Here is a 20,271-nt window from a genome sequence, read left to right as displayed (position 1 = left end):
TCTCTTTATGAAAGTCGTACTTCAAAGAAGTAAAGAAGCCTCTGTCACTGTTGATGGAGAAGTAAAAGGGGAAATCCGTTCAGGAGCTGTCCTGCTTGTAGGGATCACCCATGAGGATACAGAAGAGGATGCCCGTTATGCTGCAGATAAGGTTGTCAATCTGCGCATCTTTGAGGATGAAGAGGGGAAGATGAATCATTCCCTTCTGGATACAGGGGGAGAGATTCTCTCTATTTCTCAATTCACCCTTTATGGTGACGTCCGAAAAGGAAGAAGACCGAATTTCATGAATGCGGCCAAACCTGTTCATGCTGAGTCCATCTATGATTCCTTTAATGCTATTCTGGAAAGTAAAGGGGTAAAGGTGGAAACAGGCGTTTTCGGAGCGATGATGGATGTGAATCTCACCAATGACGGTCCAGTGACTCTTATAATCGAAAGTAAATCTTAATAAAAAGGCTGATCCCATATGTTTTCGGGATCAGCCTTTTTATTGCTTGTTGCCTTGCATCACTCTGAGAAGTAATCGCCTAACCCATGGTAGATGGCCGTGGCGGCAAGATCTTGGAAATACTGAGTATTTACATTCGCTTCTTCAGTAGGGTTACTGAGGAAACCTAACTCTAATAGGACAGCGGGCCGATTGTTTTCACGGATGACGTGATAATCACCTATGCGGACACCGCGGTCCATGGTAGGTAATCGATCTGAAAGGCTTCCGTGGATATCATCTGCCAGATCCTTTTGCTGATTCTGATAATAGTATGTGGTATGACCTGCGATGGAAGAATCCATAATGCTGTCGAAATGAATACTGATAAAGGCATCGGCCTGATAATAATGAGATAATGATACCCTTGAAGGTAAAGATAAATATTCATCGGTTTTCCTGGTTAAAATGACTTTTGCCCCGGCACTTTTCAATTTTTCAGCAAGTAGTTCCCCGGTTTTCATGGTCAAGAGCTTCTCCAGTGTGCCACTGGCTCCTGTAGTCCCGCTATCTCTTCCTCCATGTCCTGGATCGATTACGATCACTTTGTCTTGAAGGCCGCCGCTTCGTTTACGCGGCGTGGTATTTTCCCCTGCAGCAGAACGGATCGACACGACCCAGCCGGCTACGAAACCAGAGCTGCCGTCAGGTAATCTTACCTCATACCAATCTCCGTCTTTACTTTTGACGGGGAATGAATCACCGCTTGTCGCACGTAGTAAGACATTTGCAGAGGTACTTGCATCGCTGCGAACATTGGTCCCGTTATATAAAATGGTGATATTTTCATCCGAGGTGTTATCCTCATGAGCAGCGGCTGTCACCGTTTTTTGTACATACCAGCCGGCAACCCATCCTTTATTTCCGTTGGAGAGCTTAATTTGATACCAGTTGTTTTTCTCTTTCAATAATGTGTATCGTTCCCCTTTGGATACTTTACCGACGATGCGGCCATTCAGGGACGTATCATCCCGAACGTTCAAGCCGTGAACCGTGATGATACCTGTCAGGTTTTCAGAGGTTGAGGTTTCTTCAGCCTTTTCACTTGAAGTACCACCGCCTGAAGAGAATTCTAAATAAGATTCACTGATCCAGGCTTTATCGTTCCCGAACTTTATTTCGTACCATCCGGATACGCTCCCTGTCACTTCTACAGCATCCCCTTTATTTAATACCCCGAGAACGCTACTTTGCAGAGATGGAGAATTCCGGACGTTCAAGGCGTCATCTGTGATGATTCCTTGTTTGTTCACACTTTTTTTAGACGGAGTGGAATTTGTTTCCGAAATAAAATCATGGTGAACCCATCCACGGGTGCTCCCGGATTCAATAAGAAGCCAATCTCCTTCTTTATCTGTCACGGTCACAGTATCCCCGTTTTGAAGTACCGTCACAATCCCGTCGGATGTGCTGGGCCCTTTTCTAACCCTGAGACCGTCGGTGTTTACCCGGCCATTAAAGGAGGAAGAGGAGTCTCCTGTCTCTGCGGTTTCTACTGAGACGAGCCAATCTGCGACCCAGCCTTCACCACTTTTTGTTTTTACTTTATACCAATCCTTTTGTGAGTCTACTATCTTGTACTCTTCCCCTCTATGTACTTTTGTGAGAACCGGGAAGCTGAGTCCAGGTCCGGTCCGGACGTTCAGGGTCGAAACGCTGATCGTCGCCTTTCCTGTTTCAGCACGCACATTTTCCACACCAGGCTGAAATGGGGACATCAAGAGCACAATCAATATTGATGCTAGTACTTTCTTAATCTTCTTCACCTCCATAATATTCATCAAACACCCTTTTTAATATCGGATCTTCCTCCCCAAGTGTTGAACAACACTGTATATTTCCTGAAAAAATCCTTAGTGTTCTAATACGATAAAAAAAATAAAATCCCTCTAATACGAAATAAAAATAGGTAATTGGAAATGATAAGGGTAGGAATGTTTTTGAAAGGATGATGGGACTTGAGGTCAAGTGAAAAAGGGTTTATGAATGCAAATGGGGATAACCAGTTATTTGGAGTGGACTTCCATCAGTTTTTGGAACGTGAAAAAGATGCTCTTAACGTTGAGTTGGCATCTGAATTCGGGTTATCGTTACGGGAAGTGAAGTTGTTAAAAAAGAAAATGGAGAGATCCTGACGAAATTTTCTTTAACCTCTTGACATGAACTTACGGCATCCGTATCATTATAGAAATAAAATAACATTTACAAAAACCGTTGATCGAGCATAGTAGCTAAACCCCACGTGTAAAGAGAGGAAATGTCTTGGCTGAGAGCATTTCTACAATGTGACTTAGTGAATGAACACTCAGGAGGTTTCTCTCTGAAAACGCACTGTTAGTAGGAGAAGAACGTACCAGGCGTTAACTGGCTAAGTGGAAGTCTTAATCGACTTCAATTAGGGTGGCACCACGGGAATAACAGCTCTCGTCCCTTGTATATGATACAAGGGATTGAGGGCTTTTTTTATTTACATAAAGTTCAGCTTAAGGAGGAAATCATCTTGTCCATTCAGATTCCAAGAGGTACACAGGACATCCTGCCTGGTGAAGTGGAAAAGTGGCAGTATGTTGAGGAAGTGGCGAAGACTCTTTGTCATAACTATCAATATAAAGAAATTCGCACCCCTATTTTCGAGGCGAGTGAATTATTCACACGGGGAGTGGGAGATACGACGGATATCGTCCAAAAAGAAATGTATATGTTTGAAGACCGCGGAGGGAGAAGCTTATCGCTCAGACCTGAAGGAACCGCTTCCGTCGTCCGATCCTTTGTAGGGAATAAAATGTTCGGTCATCCCAATCAGCCGACGAAACTCTTCTACTCTGGACCGATGTTCCGTTATGAGAGACCACAAGCCGGCAGGTATCGTCAATTCGTTCAGTTTGGTGTCGAGGCTCTCGGAAGTGAAGATCCGGCGATTGATGCAGAAGTCATATCACTCGCAATGGGAATTTACAAGAAATTGGGACTGACTCAATTAAAGCTTGTGATTAACAGCCTTGGAGATTCCGGCAGCAGAAATGCCCACAGAGAGGCATTGATCAATCATTTTAAACCGAGAATCGATGAATTCTGCGGCGATTGTCAGAATCGCTTAGAGAAGAATCCATTGCGTATCCTTGATTGCAAGAAAGACCGCGATCATGAATTGATGTCTACAGCACCTTCCATTCTTGATTACCTGAATGAAGAATCAAGAACATATTTTGAAAAGGTCCAACAACATTTATCCGGTATGGACGTGGATTTCGTAGTGGATCCTACACTCGTTCGCGGCCTTGATTATTATAATCACACTGCCTTTGAAATCATGAGTGATGCAGAGGGCTTTGGAGCCATCACGACTCTTTGTGGAGGGGGACGCTACAACGGCCTGGTCGAAATGATCGGCGGTCCTGAGACACCTGGAATCGGATTTGCCTTTAGTATCGAAAGACTTCTTTCTGCATTAGAGGCAGAAGGTGTCGAGCTCCCGATTGAGAAGGGAGTCGAGTGCTTCATTGTATCACTAGGGGAAGAGGCCAAGGATTATGCCGTCAAGCTTCTTCACGACTTAAGATCTAACGGTATTTCTTCAGAGAAGGATTATCTCGATCGTAAGGTGAAGGGTCAATTTAAAGCGGCTGATCGATATGAAGCGAAATACGTGGCTGTGATCGGGGATAACGAATTAAAGGAGAATAAAATTAACCTGAAAGATATGTCTACAGGTGAACAGGAAGAAATAAACCTGGACCGCTTCGTTGAAAATATCAAGAACAAGCTTGGAAAATAGACCTGTTGATTATACAAGGAGGAGAACAAGATGACGAAAAGAACGGCGTATTGTGGAGACATAACAGAATCATACATCGGTGAAAAAATCACGATTAAAGGCTGGGTACAGAAGAGGAGGGACCTTGGTGGATTGATCTTCATCGATCTGCGTGACAGGGAGGGAATCGTTCAAGTTGTGTTCAATCCTGACTTATCTGGAGAAGCGCTTGCCCTTGCTGAGAAGATTCGTAATGAATATGTCTTAAGCGTTACTGGTACGGTTGTGGCAAGAGGCGAAGGAACGGTAAATACTAACCTGAAGACCGGAAAAGTGGAAATTCACGTAGAAGAGGTTCAAATCATTAATGAAGCCAAAACACCGCCATTCATGATCGATGATCAAATGGAAGTGTCAGAGGATGTACGTTTGAAACATCGTTATGTGGATCTTCGTCGTCCGGCGATGATGGAAACCTTGAGAATGCGTCATAATGTCACCACATCGTTCCGAAACTTTTTGAACAACAACGGATTCCTGGACATTGAAACACCTATCTTAACAAAGAGTACGCCAGAAGGTGCACGTGATTATTTGGTACCGAGCCGTGTACATGAAGGGGAATTCTACGCACTGCCTCAGTCACCGCAGATTTTCAAACAGCTCTTGATGGTATCCGGCTTCGATCGTTACTATCAAATCGCCCGTTGTTTCCGCGATGAAGACCTTCGTGCTGATCGTCAACCTGAATTCACACAAATCGATATGGAAATGAGCTTCATGGACAAAGAGGAGATCATCTTACTAGTCGAAGACATGATGAAACAGCTGATGAGTGACGTGAAAGACGTGAATGTTTCATTGCCTATTCCAAGAATGACGTATGACGATGCCATGAGCCGTTACGGATCTGATAAACCGGACACACGTTTTGAAATGGAACTGATCGATGTATCTGAAATCGTGAAGGAATCAGGTTTCAAAGTCTTCTCAGGTGCTGTCGCAAACGGTGGACAGGTGAAATTGATCAATGTGAAAGGTGCGGCTTCACAGTATTCCCGTAAGGACATTGATGGGTTGACGGAATTTGTTTCCCGTTACGGAGCCAAAGGACTAGCCTGGCTGAAGGTGGAAGAGGAAGGCTTGAAAGGGCCGATATCTAAATTTGTGACAGAAGAAGATGCTTCCGCGATTTCAGCTTCAGCACATGCAGAGACAGGAGACCTGCTACTGTTTGTTGCGGATAAGAAATCAGTAGTGGCAGATGCCCTTGGTGCTCTCCGTTTGAAATTAGGAAAAGATTTAAAACTGATTGATGAAACAAAATTCAACTTCCTGTGGGTGACGGACTGGCCGCTCCTTGAGTTTGATGAAGGGGAGAACCGTTACTATGCTGCCCACCACCCATTCACGATGCCAGTAAGAGAAGATCTAGAGCTTTTCGAAACAGACCCGGCATCTGTTCGCGCCGAAGCATATGACCTTGTCTTGAACGGCTACGAACTTGGAGGGGGATCACTCAGGATTTACGAGCGCGACATTCAGGAGAAAATGTTCAAGGTACTTGGTTTCTCTAAAGAAGAAGCAGAAGAGCAATTCGGTTTCCTATTGGAAGCATTTGAATATGGAACACCTCCACACGGGGGGATTGCCCTTGGTCTTGACCGTTTAGTGATGCTTCTTGCAGGTCGCACGAATCTTCGTGATACGATTGCTTTCCCGAAAACGGCGAGTGCAAGCTGTGTACTGACAAATGCGCCAAGTGAAGTCAGCAACACACAATTAAAAGAGCTATCTTTGTCGCTCGATGTAGAATAATGTAACTAAATACCGGGGGTCATTCGTTGAAATCAACATGGTGATATGATATTATGTATACAATTACAAACGAGTCCTGATGTGTGCGACGTTTTTACCTAACAGTTTTGACCGAACACTTCAAACTTTGGGAGCTTGACATTTCTGCTAGGCGTTCATGCCCCGTGCCGGGGACTAACAAATAGTGGAATAAAGCACCCACCTGCCGAGAGCGGGTTCAAAACGAAGGAAATGATGGCGACGGCACGATTGGGACTCGTCCAATCATGAATGATAACAATGATCTTATAGAGTGAAAGCCAGGCTGGTACCAGCCTGGCTTTTTTAATGGGACTAAACATCCTCTTAATGGGGTAAACGAAAGAGAAGGACAACATTTCATATTGATTTTCGGTTCTGTATCCTTTATTCTAATTCAGTATAAACCTAGTTGAATACTTATAATGGAGTTGATTATTTTGCTACACCAGTTTTCACGTAATGAACTAGCGATCGGCAAGGAAGGCCTTCAAACCCTTAAAGACAGCACGGTGGCAGTACTCGGAATCGGGGGAGTGGGATCCTTTGCAGCTGAGGCGTTAGCCCGGTCAGGTGTAGGCCGTCTAGTGTTAGTGGATAAAGATGATGTGGACATCACGAATGTGAATCGTCAGGTGCATGCGCTGCTGTCGACAGTGGGCCAGCCAAAGGTCGATCTCATGCGGGACCGCATTAAAGATATTAATCCAGACTGTGAAGTCATCGCTTTGAAAATGTTCTACACAGAAGAAACATACGAAGAATTCTTCAATCAGGGATTGGATTATGTCATTGATGCTTCTGATACGATTTCCTATAAAATTCATTTGATGAAGGAATGCCTGAAACGGGATATTCCTCTAATAGCAAGCATGGGTGCGGCAAATAAAACCGATCCGACACGTTTTAAAATTGCCGACATCAGCAAGACCCATACAGATCCAATTGCAAAAGTAATCCGTACACGCTTGAAAAAAGAGGGCATTAAAAAAGGAGTGACGGTCGTTTTCTCTGATGAAAGTCCAATCGTCATTCGTGAAGATATTCGCAAGGAAGTAGGAAAAGACGATGCGAAGATTCGTAAAGCGCAGCTACCTCCATCTTCCAACGCCTTCGTTCCTTCAGTGGCAGGTTTGATCGCAGCAAGCCATGTGATGAATCAGCTATTGAAAGACATTGAAATAAAAAGGGTAAAAGATAAATAATGGCCTTCAAAAAGGACTGAATTCCAAGGTGGATTCAGTCCTTTTTTTGTCCAATCAATGCCTCATAGTGGATGATGAACCTCTTTAGCCTGCATCATTTTTAATTTCGTATAATTTTTCTTCAGTTCCTTCTGTTCCAACAATAATCGCTCTTTTTCATTGAGTAGCTGAAGGTTTTCTTTTGTGGAATCATCGTTTAATCCCTGTTTTAGAAAGGCGATACACATTTCCAATGAAAACTCATCCTGCTTTTTATGAATCTTTGAATAATATCGATGGGAGCATGTGCCTGGAGAACGATCGATCATTCGAGCAGCTTCTTCAAACGCTTTTCTTTTTGACTTGCCCTTATCCATGTAATTCTGGACGATTTCCTTTACTGTTTGTTCTTCTTCTGGAGTCCAGTGACGCCTTTTTTTATCCATCTTCCATCCCCCTTGTATATTAGCTTTACTCAACGTGCTAAAAAAACAATTCCATTAAAAGGGAAAAAGTGATTGACCTTTCTAGATGTCTTAGTGTACTATCTAACTAGAACACTAAAACACGTTACGGAGGAGTGAATATGACTGCATTTAAAGGTCTTCTATGGAAAGACTTTAAAACTTCAAGCACATGGTTTTATGGCTGGATTGCCATTCTTTTTCTGCTTTTCATCATAGGGGTGGTCATTGGTGAATATGTCAATGAGCCAGGTATTTCTCAACTTTTCCTCATTATGATCGGTGTTTTCCATATAGCCTTTCTTCCGGTAATGGTCTGTTCCATGCTCCGTTTGGAGGGGAAGACGCAGCTTTGGCTGCACAGTCCTCATGGGGGATACATGCTTTTATTACCTAAGGTGATTATTGCTTTTTTATACTCTACATTGTCTCTATTACTAGTAGATGGCTTAGGGGTCCTGATGATGCTTCTTTATCCAGAGTCCTCGCTATTTTCGTATTGGCCGGTAAAAGAGGGGATTCTCTTTAATCTTGGCGTGACCATTGTCGGTCTCTACTTTTCGGGATGGGGAATCTTCTTATGGACGCTATACCATTCCCTTTCAAAATATCCGTCTATAAAGAACATGCGCTGGATCATTATTGCAGGATTCATCATTTTGTATCAAAGTGTGGTTGCCTTTCTGATGAGCATCGATTGGGTGGAGAAACTTTTCTTTGAAACCCTAACTGTGAAGGTGAGTTCCGGATTATTTTTCTCAGTGGAAGCAAATGAGATGAATGCCGGTTTTAATCCTGAAACCATTCCATTACCGGTCCTTCCTTTCTTATTTGAAGGAGTGATCATGATCATTGTATTGATGATTTCCTGCAGACTATTGGATCGCAAGGTTGAGGTGTAGATATGTCAGAAGACTATACAGCCTCCAAACCGATATATATTCAGATTGCTGACCGCATCATCCGGGAAATCGTCAGGAAAGAATTATCTCCTGGGCAAAAGCTGCCTTCTGTCCGGGATATGGCCGTTCAATCCGGGGTGAACCCGAATACCATTCAACGAACGTACAGTGAATTAGAGAGGATGGACATTGTGGAGACGAAAAGAGGGCAGGGAACATTCGTGACGGAAAGGGAAGACGTTCTTTCCGAAATGAATGAAAAGGTTCAGCAGGAAGTGATCGAATCTTTCATTCAAAATATGAAGGAACTTGGTCTGACAAAAGAACAGATGATTCAGGGAGTGGAAAAATATCTAAGTGAGAAAGGAGGGGAATAGAGTTGGTTGTAAAATTTGATGGTGTCACTAAAAAGTACGGGAACGAAATAGCATTGAACGATACCTCATTTGAATTTCAAAAGGGAAAGATTTATGGTCTCCTTGGTCCAAACGGCAGTGGAAAATCCACGACATTAAAGATGATTGCCGGTCTTGTGCTCCCCAATAAGGGGACGGTTACCTTGAATGGCAAACCGGTCACCAGGAAAATTGCGAATGAAGTGGCCTATTTGACCGAGTTGGATATGTTTTATGAAGCTTTCACCGTTGAAGGGATGATCCGGTTCTATGCCTCTCAGTTCCCAGATTTTGATCCAGATAGAGCGGATGAACTGGTCACATTCATGGAACTCGACAGGGGGAAGAAGATCAAGCACTTGTCAAAAGGGAATCGGGGCAGGCTGAAGCTGGTACTGGCACTTTCCCGGAACACCGAGGTGCTGCTTCTTGATGAACCCTTCTCGGGACTGGATCCCATGGTGAGGGACACAATCGTGAAAGGTCTCCTATCCTATATTGATTTCGGAAATCAGACCGTGATCATTGCCACGCATGAAATCGATGAGATCGAAGCGATTCTCGATGAGGCATACATCATCTCCGACGGCGAAATCAAAGGACAATGCGATGTGGAAGAGCTGAGAGAATCAGAAGGTCTATCAGTTCTGCAATGGTTGAAGAAAACAACAAAATCAGAAGGGAAGTTGAAACGATGAAGCCGGTTGTGCAATTGCAAAGTGTTTCCAAAGTCATCAAAGGCAAGACCATCATTGATCAATTAACGTTTGACGTGTATGAAGGAGAAGTGTTCGGTTTCCTCGGGCCAAACGGAGCAGGTAAAACGACGACGATCCGTATGATCGTAGGGTTGATGAATATCTCAAAAGGAGATGTCCTCATCTCAGGCAAAAGCATCAAGAAAGACTTTGAAGGTGCCATCAAGGATGTGGGCGCCATCGTTGAAAACCCCGAACTTTACAAGTTCATGTCAGGGTATCAGAACTTAAAGCACTTTGCCCGCATGCAAAAGGGGATTACCGATGAACGGATGAAAGAAGTCATTGAACTGGTCGGACTGACTGATCGCATCAATGACAAGGTGAAAACGTACTCCCTTGGAATGAGACAGCGTTTGGGTCTCGCCCAGTGCCTTCTCCATAAGCCGAAGCTCCTCATCCTTGATGAACCGACAAATGGTCTCGATCCTGCGGGGATCCGTGAGATTCGTGCCTATATCAGAAAGCTTGCCGAGGAAGAAGGTATGGCGGTCATTGTATCGAGTCACTTATTATCCGAAATGGAGATGATGTGTGACCGAATCGGGATCATCCAATCCGGAAAGCTAGTCGATGTGCAACAAGTTAGGGACTTTGTAGAAGGTTCCGAACAGGTATATCACTTCGAAATCGATGAAGTGGATAAAATGAAGGCCGTTCTTAATGCATTCGAATCCGGAATCAAATTCGAAGCTCAAGGAAAACAGGTGCAAGTGGCCCTGACAAAAGAACAAGTACCTGAAGTCATACGGTCAATGGTAGAAGCCGGTGTGCAAATATACAGCGTAATGCCTGTAGCCAAAACACTGGAAGATAGATTCCTGGAAATTACAAATGACAAAGGAGAGGTAGTTCATGCTTAGTCTTATTAGAAATGAATGGATCAAAATCTTCAAGCGGGTCGGGACGTATGTCATGCTTGGCTTGTTGATTCTGATTATTGGTGTGACAGGTGCCTTCACCAAGTATAGTGACATGAAAGCGAAAGAAATGGATAATTGGAAACAGGAACTTTCAGCGCAGGTGGAATCGGATAAGCAGATGTTGGGTGAAAATCCCGAATTGAATAAATTTATAAAAAAAGACACCGAACGAAGAATCGCGATTAACGAATATCGAATAGAAAACGATATCGAACCAAAAGTACAGGAAACAACTTGGACATTCGTTGAGACGAATGCCAATATCGTTCTCGTTGTAGGGCTCTTCGCCATCATCGTGGCAGCGGGCATCGTCGCGAGTGAATTCAGCTGGGGCACCATCAAGCTGTTGCTCATCCGTCCTATTTCGCGAACCAAAATCCTGCTCTCCAAATACGTTACTGTCATATTATACGGCATGAGCATGCTGTTATTATTATTCGTTGTTTCCCTACTTCTGGGCCTTATCTTGTTCGGCGGAACAGATCAGTCCACTCATCTGGCTTTCGTGGACGGGAAGGTTGTCGAGCAGAATATTGTGGGTTACCTGATCAAAACGTATTTATTACAAACTATCAACATTGTCATGATGGCTACGATGGCCTTCATGATTTCTGCAGTGTTCAGAAGCAGCTCCCTTGCTATCGGAATTTCTTTATTCCTCTTATTCGTAGGGGGGAATGCAACGAGCCTTCTTGCCTTGAAATTCGACTGGGCGAAGTACAGTCTGTTCGCTAACACAGACCTGACTCAATATACTGGCTTCACCCCTCCATTGGTGGACGGGATGACGATGGGCTTTTCGATTACAATGCTCGTTATCTATTTCATCATTTTCCAAGCGCTGGCATTCCTGGTATTCAATAAGAGGGATGTAGCGGCGTAGAAATAAGTCACGGCGGCTCTAACTGGACCGACAAGCATAACTTACTTTGCCTTTTTGTGACCCCGACTTACAAATAAGAAAGAACACCAAAAAGTGACGGACTCATCATAGTCCGTCACTTTTTATGTGTATCGATACAAATCAGAAAATTTCAGGCGTGTGACCTGCTCAAGTAAGTAAGCGGATTTCGTTGCCTCCTTTTTCCGGAGAGTGTTCAATGCTTCAATCATTTCATCGTGAGTCATGAGTCCCACACCGTGACCGAAATACTGATCTTCTGTAATAAAGACTGAGTTCTCACCCATCCAGATCGGATCTTCGAAGTCGGGATTAAAGAAGTAATAAACATCTCCAGGGATATAATCAAGCCCTTCATACGTGACCATTGGAAGGTCGTCATCATAGTTGTGCCCCCACACAAGAAGTGATGAATATAGCCGGTTGAAATAAGGGGTCCTGATCGTATCGAGAATGGATTTATAGTAAAGCACAACAATGCTTGTGACACATTCAAAGCTGTAGGCAGAACTGTTCGTGAAAATATCCTCGATGGCATCTGATGGAAGCTTCGAGTCATTGAGCTGATAGCCGTAAGGGGTCTTGGTCCAGTAGATCGGGTTGAACTTGGAATGTTCGAAAGCTGAAAAAGTGGCGTCTCCATCATTCATCGCTTTCGCATTGGCGATTATTCTTTCTCTTACTTTCAACTCGTATTTGAGTTCTGAAAGGTTTGTATATCGGTAGTCGGTTGGGCTTTCTTTTAACGTAGTGAAAATGTTTTTTTCAACAGGAGTCAGGTTCGGTAAATCCTTAGGTGATGTTTCATTTTCAATGATGATCAATCCATACACCTCCGGGCTTTTTTACTAATGTATGATGAGGAGATGGAATATGGTATCAACATTATAAAAAATGTGGGCACAGGTATTGTGATCTGAAGGTTCACCATTTGGCCCATTAAACTCTGATTCTGGCCCAATAGAGGTAGAAAGTGGCCCAATAAACTGCTTAAGTGGCCCAATAAAGTCCCAAAGTGGCCCGATAACCCATTAAGTGGACCCGCATCAGCAGAAAGTATTGCACTCTATCAGAATGACAACTTCATTAGGTTGATCGATCAACGTTTTTTTCAACATAACAGGTCAAAAAAACACCTACTCGAGTCATAAGTAGGTGTTTTTCACACAATCCGTCTTCGCAACAGTTATTTCATCTGCTTATTAATCTTCTCATACACCTGGGCGATCGCCTGTTCAAATTTCCCGGTCGATTTTGGACTGTAATATTTGGCTTTGCCCAATTTTTCAGGCAGATACGTCTGAGGCACCCATCCTGATTCATAATCGTGTGGATATTTGTATTCAAGGCCTCTGCCTAGTTCCTTTGCACCTTGATAATGGGCGTCTTTCAAATGGTCAGGCACATCGCCGCTCTTCCCTTTTCGGATATCTGCAAGGGCCAGGTCGATGGCCATAATGGCCGAGTTCGATTTAGGTGAGAGGCAAAGTTCAATGATCGCATTGGCTAACGGAATTCTCGCTTCAGGGAAACCAATTTTCTCGGCGGTTTCGACTGCCGCGAGTGTTCTTGGACCCGCCTGGGGATTTGCAAGGCCGACATCTTCATAGGCAATCACGAGTAGCCTGCGTGCGATGCTTGGAAGGTCTCCGGCTTCAACGAGTCTTCCAAGATAGTGAAGTGCTGCATTCACATCGCTTCCGCGAATCGATTTCTGAAAGGCACTCACAACATCATAATGAGCATCGCCGTCTTTATCATGTGAAAAGCTTTTCTTCTGAAGGCATTCTTCCGCAATCGTGACATCGATATGGATCACACCGTCGTCATCCGGTGAAGTGGACAGCACAGCCAATTCCAAGGCATTCAATGAACTTCTTACATCTCCGAAGCTGCTGCTTGCAAAATGTTCGATGGCTTCGTCCGATACATCCAGTGAATATCCTCCCAATCCACGTTCGTCGTCCTGAATCGCACGGGTCAATGCGATTTTCATTTCCTCGATCGACAGAGGCTTCAATTCGAATATCTGGCATCTGCTTCGTATCGCAGGGTTTATGGCATGATAAGGATTGCTCGTTGTAGCGCCGATCAATGTAATCATCCCATTCTCTAAATAAGGAAGCAGGAAATCCTGCTTTCCTTTATCCAAGCGATGGACTTCATCCAATAGAAGGATCACTTTACCTGACATTTTTGCTTCCTCTGCCACGATCTGAATATCCTTTTTATTATTCGTGACGGCGTTCAGGGTTTTGAACCGGTACTTGGTGCTTCCGGCAATGGCGCTTGCAATGGATGTTTTTCCAATGCCTGGTGGTCCGTACAGGATCATGGATGAAAGCTGTTTCGCCTTTACCATCCTGTCGATGATTTTCCCTCCTCCGACTAAATGCTGCTGCCCGATAATTTCTTCAATGGTACGTGGTCTCATCTTGAAGGCAAGTGGTTTTATCGACATGAAACATCTCTCCAAACTGACGTTCTAATTACCATCACTTTATCACAGGAGATGGCATGAAGGGAAATAATGTGGATAAGAGAAGATGATGCCGTCCCTTTCACAGTGGAAGGGCGGATATGCTATAATAACAAAGTCAATGCATAAGAAATATTCGTCTGAACGTGACGTTATTAAATATAGTAGAGGTGCTGGAACATGAAGATATCAACTAAAGGCCGATATGGTCTAACGATTATGATAGAACTTGCAAAACGACATGGTGAGGGACCTACCTCACTGAAAACCATCGCACAGCAGCATGAACTGTCTGAACATTATCTTGAGCAGCTTGTCGCTCCACTGAGAAACGGCGGTCTTGTTAGAAGCATTCGCGGAGCATACGGAGGGTATGTATTGGGTCATGAGCCATCAGAAATCACAGCGGGGGATATTATCCGAATCCTGGAAGGGCCGATCAGTCCTGTAGAAGGTATCGAAGATGAAGAACCTGCTAAACGCGAATTGTGGATCCGTATTCGGGACGCAGTCAAGGAAGTACTCGATAATACAACGATAGAAGATTTGGCAAGTCATTCTGATGACGGGGAATCTGATGCGTACATGTTCTATATCTAGGAGGTAACAATCAATGGAAAGAGTGTATCTGGATCATGCTGCAACGTCGCCCATGCATCCTGAAGTAATTGATGAAATGACAGCGGTGATGAAGGAGTCCTTTGGGAACCCATCAAGCATTCATTCATTTGGGCGTGCATCACGACATCTGGTGGATCATGCCCGGACCGTCATTGCATCAAGCATTCATGCAGACTACAATGATATCATTTTTACAAGTGGCGGAACGGAAGCAGACAATTTAGCGATCATCGGAACCGCCGAGGCTAATAAGGATAAAGGAAAGCACATCATTACAACACAAACCGAGCATCATGCGGTTTTGCATGCTTGTACATTTCTTGAATCCAAAGGGTTTGAGGTCACCTACTTGCCTGTGGATCGTTCAGGAAGGATCTCAATGGAGGACCTGCAAAATGAACTCCGTGGTGATACCATCCTTGTGACCATCATGTTTGGGAATAACGAAGTAGGAACACTTCAGCCCATCAAAGAGATTGGGGATTTGTTAAAGAATCATCAGGCATATTTTCATTCAGATGCTGTACAGGCTTTCGGATTGACTGCCATGGATGTGCAGGAGCTGGGGGTCGATCTGCTTTCCGTTTCAGGGCATAAGATCAATGGTCCTAAAGGAATCGGTTTTCTTTATTCCCATAAACGTGTGGACCTTCAGCCGGGGTTATACGGCGGTGAGCAGGAACGAAAGCGCCGTGCGGGAACAGAAAACGTCCCGGCAATTGCAGGGCTTGGGAAGGCAGTGGAACTTGCCCAGCACTCTGTTGAAGAAAAGCATAGCATGCTCTCTGATCTGAAGAAATTATTAAAAGAAACCTTAGCTGGTGAGGGGATTGAATTCGAAGAGAACGGATCCCTTGAGCATGGATTACCCCATGTGCTAAACTTAAGCTTTCCTGGCACGGATGTAGAGTCCATGCTGGTGAATTTAGATATGTCAGGCATTGCTGTTTCGAGCGGTTCCGCTTGTACGGCTGGATCTATAGAGCCTTCACATGTGCTTGTGGCCATGTATGGGAAGCAGTCCGAGAAATCAAGGAATTCCATCCGCTTCAGCTTTGGTCTAGGGAATACGGAGGAGCAGATTGTCAGGACTGCCCATGAAGTCGCAAAGATTGTGAAGAGATTAACCACATAAGATGGTCGTCCGATTAGGGCGCATGAACGGAAAAAAGGAGGTGGCGTTAGTGAAGAAAGAACCAAAGGATACGAGAGTGGTCGTTGGGATGTCCGGGGGCGTGGACTCTTCAGTGGCCGCGTTGTTATTAAAGCAACAGGGCTATGAAGTCATCGGGATTTTCATGAAGAACTGGGATGATACCGATGAGAACGGAGTGTGTACGGCAACCGAAGATTACAACGATGTTATTCGTGTCTGTAACCAAATTGGGATTCCTTACTACGCTGTGAATTTTGAGAAACAATACTGGGATAAAGTGTTTACGTACTTCCTGGATGAATATAAAGCAGGAAGAACACCGAACCCGGATGTGATGTGCAATAAAGAGATCAAGTTCAAGGCGTTTCTTGAGCATGCATTAAAGTTAGGTGCAGATTACCTGGCAACGGGTCACTATGCCCAGGTTGAGTATCGTGATGGCGAGTACAAAATGCTGCGCGGTGTTGATAACAATAAGGATCAAACGTATTTCCTCAATCAGCTGGGACAGGAGCAGCTTGAGAAAGTAATGTTCCCACTTGGTGGAATCGATAAGAAAAAGGTCCGTGAAATTGCCAAGGAAGCAGGACTTGCCACGGCAACGAAGAAAGACAGTACGGGGATATGCTTCATTGGAGAGCGGAACTTCAAAGATTTCTTAAGTAACTACCTCCCGGCGCAGCCAGGTAAGATGGAAACGCTTGATGGGGAAGTGATGGGCAAACATGATGGATTGATGTATTATACCATCGGACAGCGTCACGGACTCGGTATCGGTGGAGCGGGTGAACCCTGGTTTGCCATCGGTAAGGACCTTGAAAGAAACGTCCTGTACGTAGGTCAAAGCTTCGAGCATCCTGCCTTATATTCAGATTCCATCCTTGCGACGGATGTTCATTGGACATCGAATGGGGTTAAACCTTCTGAATTCACGTGTACGGCTAAATTCCGTTATCGCCAGGATGATAACAAAGTCACGGTGGTACCGATGGAAGACGGAAAGGTGAAGGTCATCTTTGATGAGCCCATCCGTGCCGTAACTCCAGGACAGGCAGTTGTTTTCTACAATGGAGATGAATGTCTGGGTGGAGGAACGATTGATACGATCTTCAAGGATGAGAAAAAGCTGACATACGTCGGATAATATCAATTCAAAAAGGACTGAGAAAAGGAGATGTACGATCTCTGATCTCTCAGTCCTTTTTTTCATCATGGATGAATTCCATTGTAGGGTGTCCCTTATGTTATACTAGTATCGATAAGCAGGAATACATACATAAATAATAGACTATATAGAGGTGTTGACATTGGATAAAAATTTAAAAGGTATTGAGTTATTGCAAGAAGGGAAAGTGGAAGAGGCTGTAAAGCTTTTTACAGAAGCCATTGAAGAAAGTCCAAAGGATCCGGTAGGGTATATTAACTTCGGGAATGTATTGATGTCGGTGGGCGACAACGAAAAGGCGAAAAAGTTCTTTGAACGGGCGATCTCCATTGACGACAATGCAGGGGCTGCCTATTACTCCCTTGGGAACCTATACTTTAATGAAAATCACTTTGATGAAGCGAAGGATCAATTTGAAAAGGCAATCTCAAAAGGAATGGAGAATGCAGACGTTTTCTTTATGCTTGGAATCAGTCTGTTCCAGTTAGAGCAGCCGAGACTGGCTCTTCCGTACTTACAACGAAGTGTTGAAATGAATGAAGAAGACGTAGAGGCGCGCTTCCAATTGGGACTTTGTCTTGCCAAAGTGGAAGCATATGAAGAAGCGATCGCTCAATTAACCCGAGTGGTAGAAGCAGATCCCGAGCACGCCGATGCTTACTATAACTTAGGTGTTGCCTATGCAGGCCATAAAGATGATGCAGATACGGCATTGAAGTATTTCAATAAAGCTGTTGAAGTTCAACCGGATCATATGTTGGCGGGATATGGTATCAAAATGATCGAAAAGCTTAAAAATGAACAGAGTGAATAGTTAGGGGGTTCAATACCTTGAGCCAGCAAGACTCTTTAAAGCTGTTTGGCGAAGAAGAAATCTTTGTTAAAGGAAGGCACCTTGTCACTATTTTTCATAACGAGGAAAATCTCTATACCGTAGTCAGAATCCGGGTGGACGAAACGAATGATTCTTATGAGGATAAAGAAGCGGTCGTAACCGGAAATTTCCCTAAAATCCATGAAGACGAGACCTATGTATTTTACGGACGTTTCCAGGAGCACCCGAGATTTGGCATGCAGTTTCATGCGAAACATTTCAAGAAGGAAATCCCCCAAACCACACAAGGTGTCGTCCATTATTTATCAAGTGACCTATTTAAAGGGATCGGCAAGAAAACAGCTGAGAAGATTGTGGAGCACATCGGGGAAAATGCCATCAGTAAAATACTCGAAAACCCGAACCTCCTGGATGAAATACCGAAACTTCCAAAAGAAAAAGCGAAGAGCATTTATGATACGCTTACCGAGCATCAGGGTCTTGAAAGGGTCATGATCATGCTGAATGACCTCGGATTCGGCCCACAGATCTCCATGAAGGTCTACCAGGCTTATAAAGAACAGGCCCTTGAAATCATTCAAAAAAATCCTTATAAGCTTGTGGAGGATATCGAAGGAATCGGGTTTACCCGGGCAGACGAATTGGGATCGAAGATTGGCCTTACGGGCAGCCATCCGGACCGTATCAAAGCAGGCTGCTTATATACATTGGAGCAAACGTGCGTCAAGCAGGGCCATGTGTATTTGGAAGCGGAAGAACTGATCGTAACGGTGAAGGAGCTGCTTGAAAAAAGTCAGCCGGAAACCATCGACTATACGGATATCTCGAGTCAGCTAGTGTCCCTTGAGGAAGAAAGCAAGGTCATAGGGGAAGGGACGAAGGTCTATGTCCCATCTCTCTATTTTTCTGAAAAAGGGATCGTAACAAATATTGAAAAAATCTTGTCTCAAACACAGTATAAAGATCAATTCCCCCAATCGGAATTTCTGTTGTCACTCGGTGCCCTCGAGGACCGGCTGGGCGTGCAATATGCACCTTCACAGAAGGAAGCCATCGAAACGGCCTTGATGTCCCCGATGCTTCTGTTGACAGGAGGGCCAGGTACCGGTAAGACGACCGTCATCAAGGGTATCGTCGAACTGTTCGCTGATCTGCACGGCTGCTCGCTGGATCCGAAGGACTATAAAGATGAGCCGTTCCCCGTTTTGCTGACGGCCCCTACAGGACGTGCAGCGAAACGGATGACTGAATCGACAGGTCTTCCTGCTATGACGATCCACAGACTTCTTGGGTGGAATGGTCAGGAAGGATTCCAGAACGATGAAGAAAGGGCCATCGAAGGTAAACTGCTGATCGTTGATGAAGTGTCCATGGTCGATACCTGGCTTGCCCATCAACTGTTGAAGGCTCTCCCTGAGGATATTCAAGTGATATTTGTCGGGGATGAAGATCAATTGCCTTCTGTCGGTCCAGGTCAGGTTCTGAAGGATTTATTGAATTCGGAAGTAGTCCCGACAGTCAGATTGACGGATATTTACAGGCAGGAGGAGGGTTCTTCAATTATCGAACTCGCTCACTGCATGAAAAGGGGACAAGTACCTGCTGATCTGACAAAACAGCAAAAGGATCGTTCGTTCTTCCCCTGCAGAACCAATCAAATTTCAGAAGTCGTTCAAAAAGTGGTGGAGAATGCCAAGAAAAAAGGCTATACACCAAAAGATATTCAGGTGCTTGCCCCTATGTACCGGGGACCGGCTGGTATCGATCGCTTGAATGAACTTCTGCAGGAAATATTCAACAGTAACGATGGGACAAGGAAGGAACTTGCCTTCGGGGATGTGAAATACCGCATTGGGGATAAGGTTCTTCAGCTTGTCAATCAGCCTGAAAACAATGTCTTCAATGGAGATATCGGTGAAATCGTTTCAATTTTCTATGCGAAGGAAAACACCGAGAAACAGGATATGATCATTGTGTCATACGAAGGAAATGAGGTCACCTATACACGACAGGACCTCATGCAAATCACCCATGCGTATTGCTGCTCGATCCATAAGTCCCAGGGAAGTGAGTTTCCCATTGTGATTCTGCCCGTGGTGAAAAGCTATTACCGAATGTTACGAAGGAACCTCCTGTATACGGCCATAACCAGAAGCAAGCAGTTTCTCATCCTTTGCGGGGAACTGGATGCATTCAGGCTGGGTGTGGAGAGAGAAGATGATTTTTTCAGAAAGACGACCTTGAGTGAGAAACTGAGAAGCCTGCAGGGTCATGAAGCGAATGAAGAGCATGAATCCTCTTCTAAAGATATCCCCATCGAGGAATTCCTGATGAATGAGGATCCGATGATTGGTATGGAAGGCATTACTCCGTACGATTTTATGAAAGCATAGGTTGACGAATGACCA

General features: G+C 44.4%; 19 protein-coding genes, 1 other RNA gene and 1 other annotated feature. Of the genes, 16 read left to right on the top strand and 4 right to left on the bottom strand.

The window, feature by feature from the left end:
* The first annotated feature begins 7 nt into the window (after positions 1-7).
* Entirely contained in the window at positions 8-451 is a 444-nt protein-coding gene (gene dtd / locus ACIGG7_RS06925; protein ID WP_224940026.1) for a D-aminoacyl-tRNA deacylase, read from the top strand.
* 59 nt (positions 452-510) lie between these two features.
* Here the strand turns inward: dtd and ACIGG7_RS06920 are convergent, their stop codons facing one another.
* Positions 511-2,271, bottom strand: a complete 1,761-nt coding sequence (locus tag ACIGG7_RS06920) for an N-acetylmuramoyl-L-alanine amidase family protein (RefSeq protein ID WP_397549236.1) — start codon at positions 2,269-2,271, stop codon at positions 511-513.
* A gap of 177 nt (positions 2,272-2,448) precedes the next feature.
* Between ACIGG7_RS06920 and ACIGG7_RS06915 the strand changes: the two genes are divergently transcribed.
* From ACIGG7_RS06915 to ACIGG7_RS06895, 5 genes are all read left to right on the top strand, one after another.
* Complete coding sequence (locus ACIGG7_RS06915; protein ID WP_098353229.1) at positions 2,449-2,625, top strand: RNA polymerase subunit sigma-70; 177 nt, start codon at positions 2,449-2,451, stop codon at positions 2,623-2,625.
* A gap of 70 nt (positions 2,626-2,695) precedes the next feature.
* Positions 2,696-2,925, top strand: a binding site (T-box leader).
* Between the two features lie 65 nt (positions 2,926-2,990).
* Positions 2,991-4,265, top strand: coding sequence for a histidine--tRNA ligase (gene hisS / locus ACIGG7_RS06910; protein ID WP_397549235.1), 1,275 nt, complete (start codon positions 2,991-2,993; stop codon positions 4,263-4,265).
* A 30-nt stretch (positions 4,266-4,295) separates the two neighbouring features.
* A complete protein-coding gene (aspS, locus tag ACIGG7_RS06905; protein WP_397549234.1) occupies positions 4,296-6,062 on the top strand; it encodes an aspartate--tRNA ligase in 1,767 nt (588 codons plus the stop codon).
* A gap of 70 nt (positions 6,063-6,132) precedes the next feature.
* A non-coding RNA gene (ssrS, locus tag ACIGG7_RS06900) (6S RNA) lies at positions 6,133-6,322 on the top strand.
* 198 nt (positions 6,323-6,520) lie between these two features.
* Positions 6,521-7,285, top strand: coding sequence for a tRNA threonylcarbamoyladenosine dehydratase (locus ACIGG7_RS06895; protein WP_224940030.1), 765 nt, complete (start codon positions 6,521-6,523; stop codon positions 7,283-7,285).
* A gap of 62 nt (positions 7,286-7,347) precedes the next feature.
* Here ACIGG7_RS06895 and ACIGG7_RS06890 read toward each other — a convergent pair whose 3' ends face one another.
* A complete protein-coding gene (locus ACIGG7_RS06890; protein ID WP_224940031.1) occupies positions 7,348-7,710 on the bottom strand; it encodes a hypothetical protein in 363 nt (120 codons plus the stop codon).
* A gap of 140 nt (positions 7,711-7,850) precedes the next feature.
* Between ACIGG7_RS06890 and ACIGG7_RS06885 the strand changes: the two genes are divergently transcribed.
* Genes ACIGG7_RS06885 through ACIGG7_RS06865 form a run of 5 tightly spaced genes read left to right on the top strand, consistent with a single transcriptional unit; the run spans position 7,851 to position 11,589 of the window.
* Positions 7,851-8,630 (top strand): hypothetical protein, encoded by a 780-nt coding sequence (locus ACIGG7_RS06885; protein WP_397549233.1) that lies wholly within the window; start codon positions 7,851-7,853, stop codon positions 8,628-8,630.
* Positions 8,631-8,632: 2 nt separating this feature from the next.
* Positions 8,633-9,007 (top strand): GntR family transcriptional regulator, encoded by a 375-nt coding sequence (locus ACIGG7_RS06880; RefSeq protein ID WP_397549232.1) that lies wholly within the window; start codon positions 8,633-8,635, stop codon positions 9,005-9,007.
* Between the two features lie 2 nt (positions 9,008-9,009).
* Entirely contained in the window at positions 9,010-9,723 is a 714-nt protein-coding gene (locus ACIGG7_RS06875) for an ABC transporter ATP-binding protein (RefSeq protein WP_397549231.1), read from the top strand.
* Entirely contained in the window at positions 9,720-10,646 is a 927-nt protein-coding gene (locus tag ACIGG7_RS06870) for an ABC transporter ATP-binding protein (RefSeq protein ID WP_397549230.1), read from the top strand. The genes ACIGG7_RS06875 and ACIGG7_RS06870 overlap by 4 nt, the downstream gene beginning before the upstream one ends.
* On the top strand, positions 10,639-11,589 hold the full coding sequence (locus ACIGG7_RS06865; protein ID WP_397549229.1) for an ABC transporter permease: 951 nt from the start codon (positions 10,639-10,641) through the stop codon (positions 11,587-11,589). Before ACIGG7_RS06870 ends, ACIGG7_RS06865 begins: the two co-directional genes overlap by 8 nt.
* A gap of 122 nt (positions 11,590-11,711) precedes the next feature.
* On the opposite strand, the gene ACIGG7_RS06860 is transcribed toward ACIGG7_RS06865, so the two are convergent.
* A complete protein-coding gene (locus ACIGG7_RS06860; RefSeq protein ID WP_397549228.1) occupies positions 11,712-12,431 on the bottom strand; it encodes a protein-glutamine gamma-glutamyltransferase in 720 nt (239 codons plus the stop codon).
* A 362-nt stretch (positions 12,432-12,793) separates the two neighbouring features.
* Positions 12,794-14,068 carry a replication-associated recombination protein A gene (locus ACIGG7_RS06855; protein ID WP_397549227.1) on the bottom strand — a complete coding sequence of 425 codons (1,275 nt, stop codon included), beginning with the start codon at positions 14,066-14,068 and terminating at the stop codon, positions 12,794-12,796.
* Positions 14,069-14,266: 198 nt separating this feature from the next.
* On the opposite strand from ACIGG7_RS06855, the gene cymR reads away from it, so the two are divergent.
* From cymR to recD2, 5 genes are all read left to right on the top strand, one after another.
* Complete coding sequence (gene cymR / locus ACIGG7_RS06850) at positions 14,267-14,686, top strand: cysteine metabolism transcriptional regulator CymR (RefSeq protein ID WP_044339554.1); 420 nt, start codon at positions 14,267-14,269, stop codon at positions 14,684-14,686.
* Positions 14,687-14,699: 13 nt separating this feature from the next.
* The gene (locus ACIGG7_RS06845; protein ID WP_224940039.1) at positions 14,700-15,842 is read left to right on the top strand and encodes a cysteine desulfurase family protein; all 1,143 of its coding nucleotides are present in this window, start codon (positions 14,700-14,702) and stop codon (positions 15,840-15,842) included.
* Positions 15,843-15,891: 49 nt separating this feature from the next.
* Positions 15,892-17,007, top strand: a complete 1,116-nt coding sequence (gene mnmA / locus ACIGG7_RS06840; RefSeq protein ID WP_397549226.1) for a tRNA 2-thiouridine(34) synthase MnmA — start codon at positions 15,892-15,894, stop codon at positions 17,005-17,007.
* Between the two features lie 163 nt (positions 17,008-17,170).
* Complete coding sequence (locus tag ACIGG7_RS06835; protein ID WP_397549225.1) at positions 17,171-17,842, top strand: tetratricopeptide repeat protein; 672 nt, start codon at positions 17,171-17,173, stop codon at positions 17,840-17,842.
* Between the two features lie 17 nt (positions 17,843-17,859).
* Complete coding sequence (recD2, locus tag ACIGG7_RS06830) at positions 17,860-20,256, top strand: SF1B family DNA helicase RecD2 (RefSeq protein WP_397549224.1); 2,397 nt, start codon at positions 17,860-17,862, stop codon at positions 20,254-20,256.
* The last annotated feature ends 15 nt before the right edge of the window (positions 20,257-20,271 follow it).

The organism is Rossellomorea sp. NPDC077527, from assembly GCF_044542955.1.
Lineage (GTDB): Bacteria > Bacillota > Bacilli > Bacillales > Bacillaceae_B > Rossellomorea > Rossellomorea aquimaris_E.
Note: the sequence above shows the minus strand (reverse complement) of the source record. Positions and strands in the feature narration are given on the sequence as shown.

Excerpts from the sequence above, each read along its gene's own strand:
- dtd (WP_224940026.1), top strand. The coding sequence starts at position 8 with ATGAAAGTCGTACTTCAAAGAAGTAAAGAAGCCTCTGTCACTGTTGAT.
- ACIGG7_RS06920 (WP_397549236.1), bottom strand. The coding sequence starts at position 2,271 with ATGAATATTATGGAGGTGAAGAAGATTAAGAAAGTACTAGCATCAATA.
- aspS (WP_397549234.1), top strand. The coding sequence starts at position 4,296 with ATGACGAAAAGAACGGCGTATTGTGGAGACATAACAGAATCATACATC.
- ACIGG7_RS06890 (WP_224940031.1), bottom strand. The coding sequence starts at position 7,710 with ATGGATAAAAAAAGGCGTCACTGGACTCCAGAAGAAGAACAAACAGTA.
- ACIGG7_RS06885 (WP_397549233.1), top strand. The coding sequence starts at position 7,851 with ATGACTGCATTTAAAGGTCTTCTATGGAAAGACTTTAAAACTTCAAGC.
- ACIGG7_RS06880 (WP_397549232.1), top strand. The coding sequence starts at position 8,633 with ATGTCAGAAGACTATACAGCCTCCAAACCGATATATATTCAGATTGCT.
- ACIGG7_RS06870 (WP_397549230.1), top strand. The coding sequence starts at position 9,720 with ATGAAGCCGGTTGTGCAATTGCAAAGTGTTTCCAAAGTCATCAAAGGC.
- ACIGG7_RS06865 (WP_397549229.1), top strand. The coding sequence starts at position 10,639 with ATGCTTAGTCTTATTAGAAATGAATGGATCAAAATCTTCAAGCGGGTC.
- ACIGG7_RS06855 (WP_397549227.1), bottom strand. The coding sequence starts at position 14,068 with ATGTCGATAAAACCACTTGCCTTCAAGATGAGACCACGTACCATTGAA.
- cymR (WP_044339554.1), top strand. The coding sequence starts at position 14,267 with ATGAAGATATCAACTAAAGGCCGATATGGTCTAACGATTATGATAGAA.
- ACIGG7_RS06845 (WP_224940039.1), top strand. The coding sequence starts at position 14,700 with ATGGAAAGAGTGTATCTGGATCATGCTGCAACGTCGCCCATGCATCCT.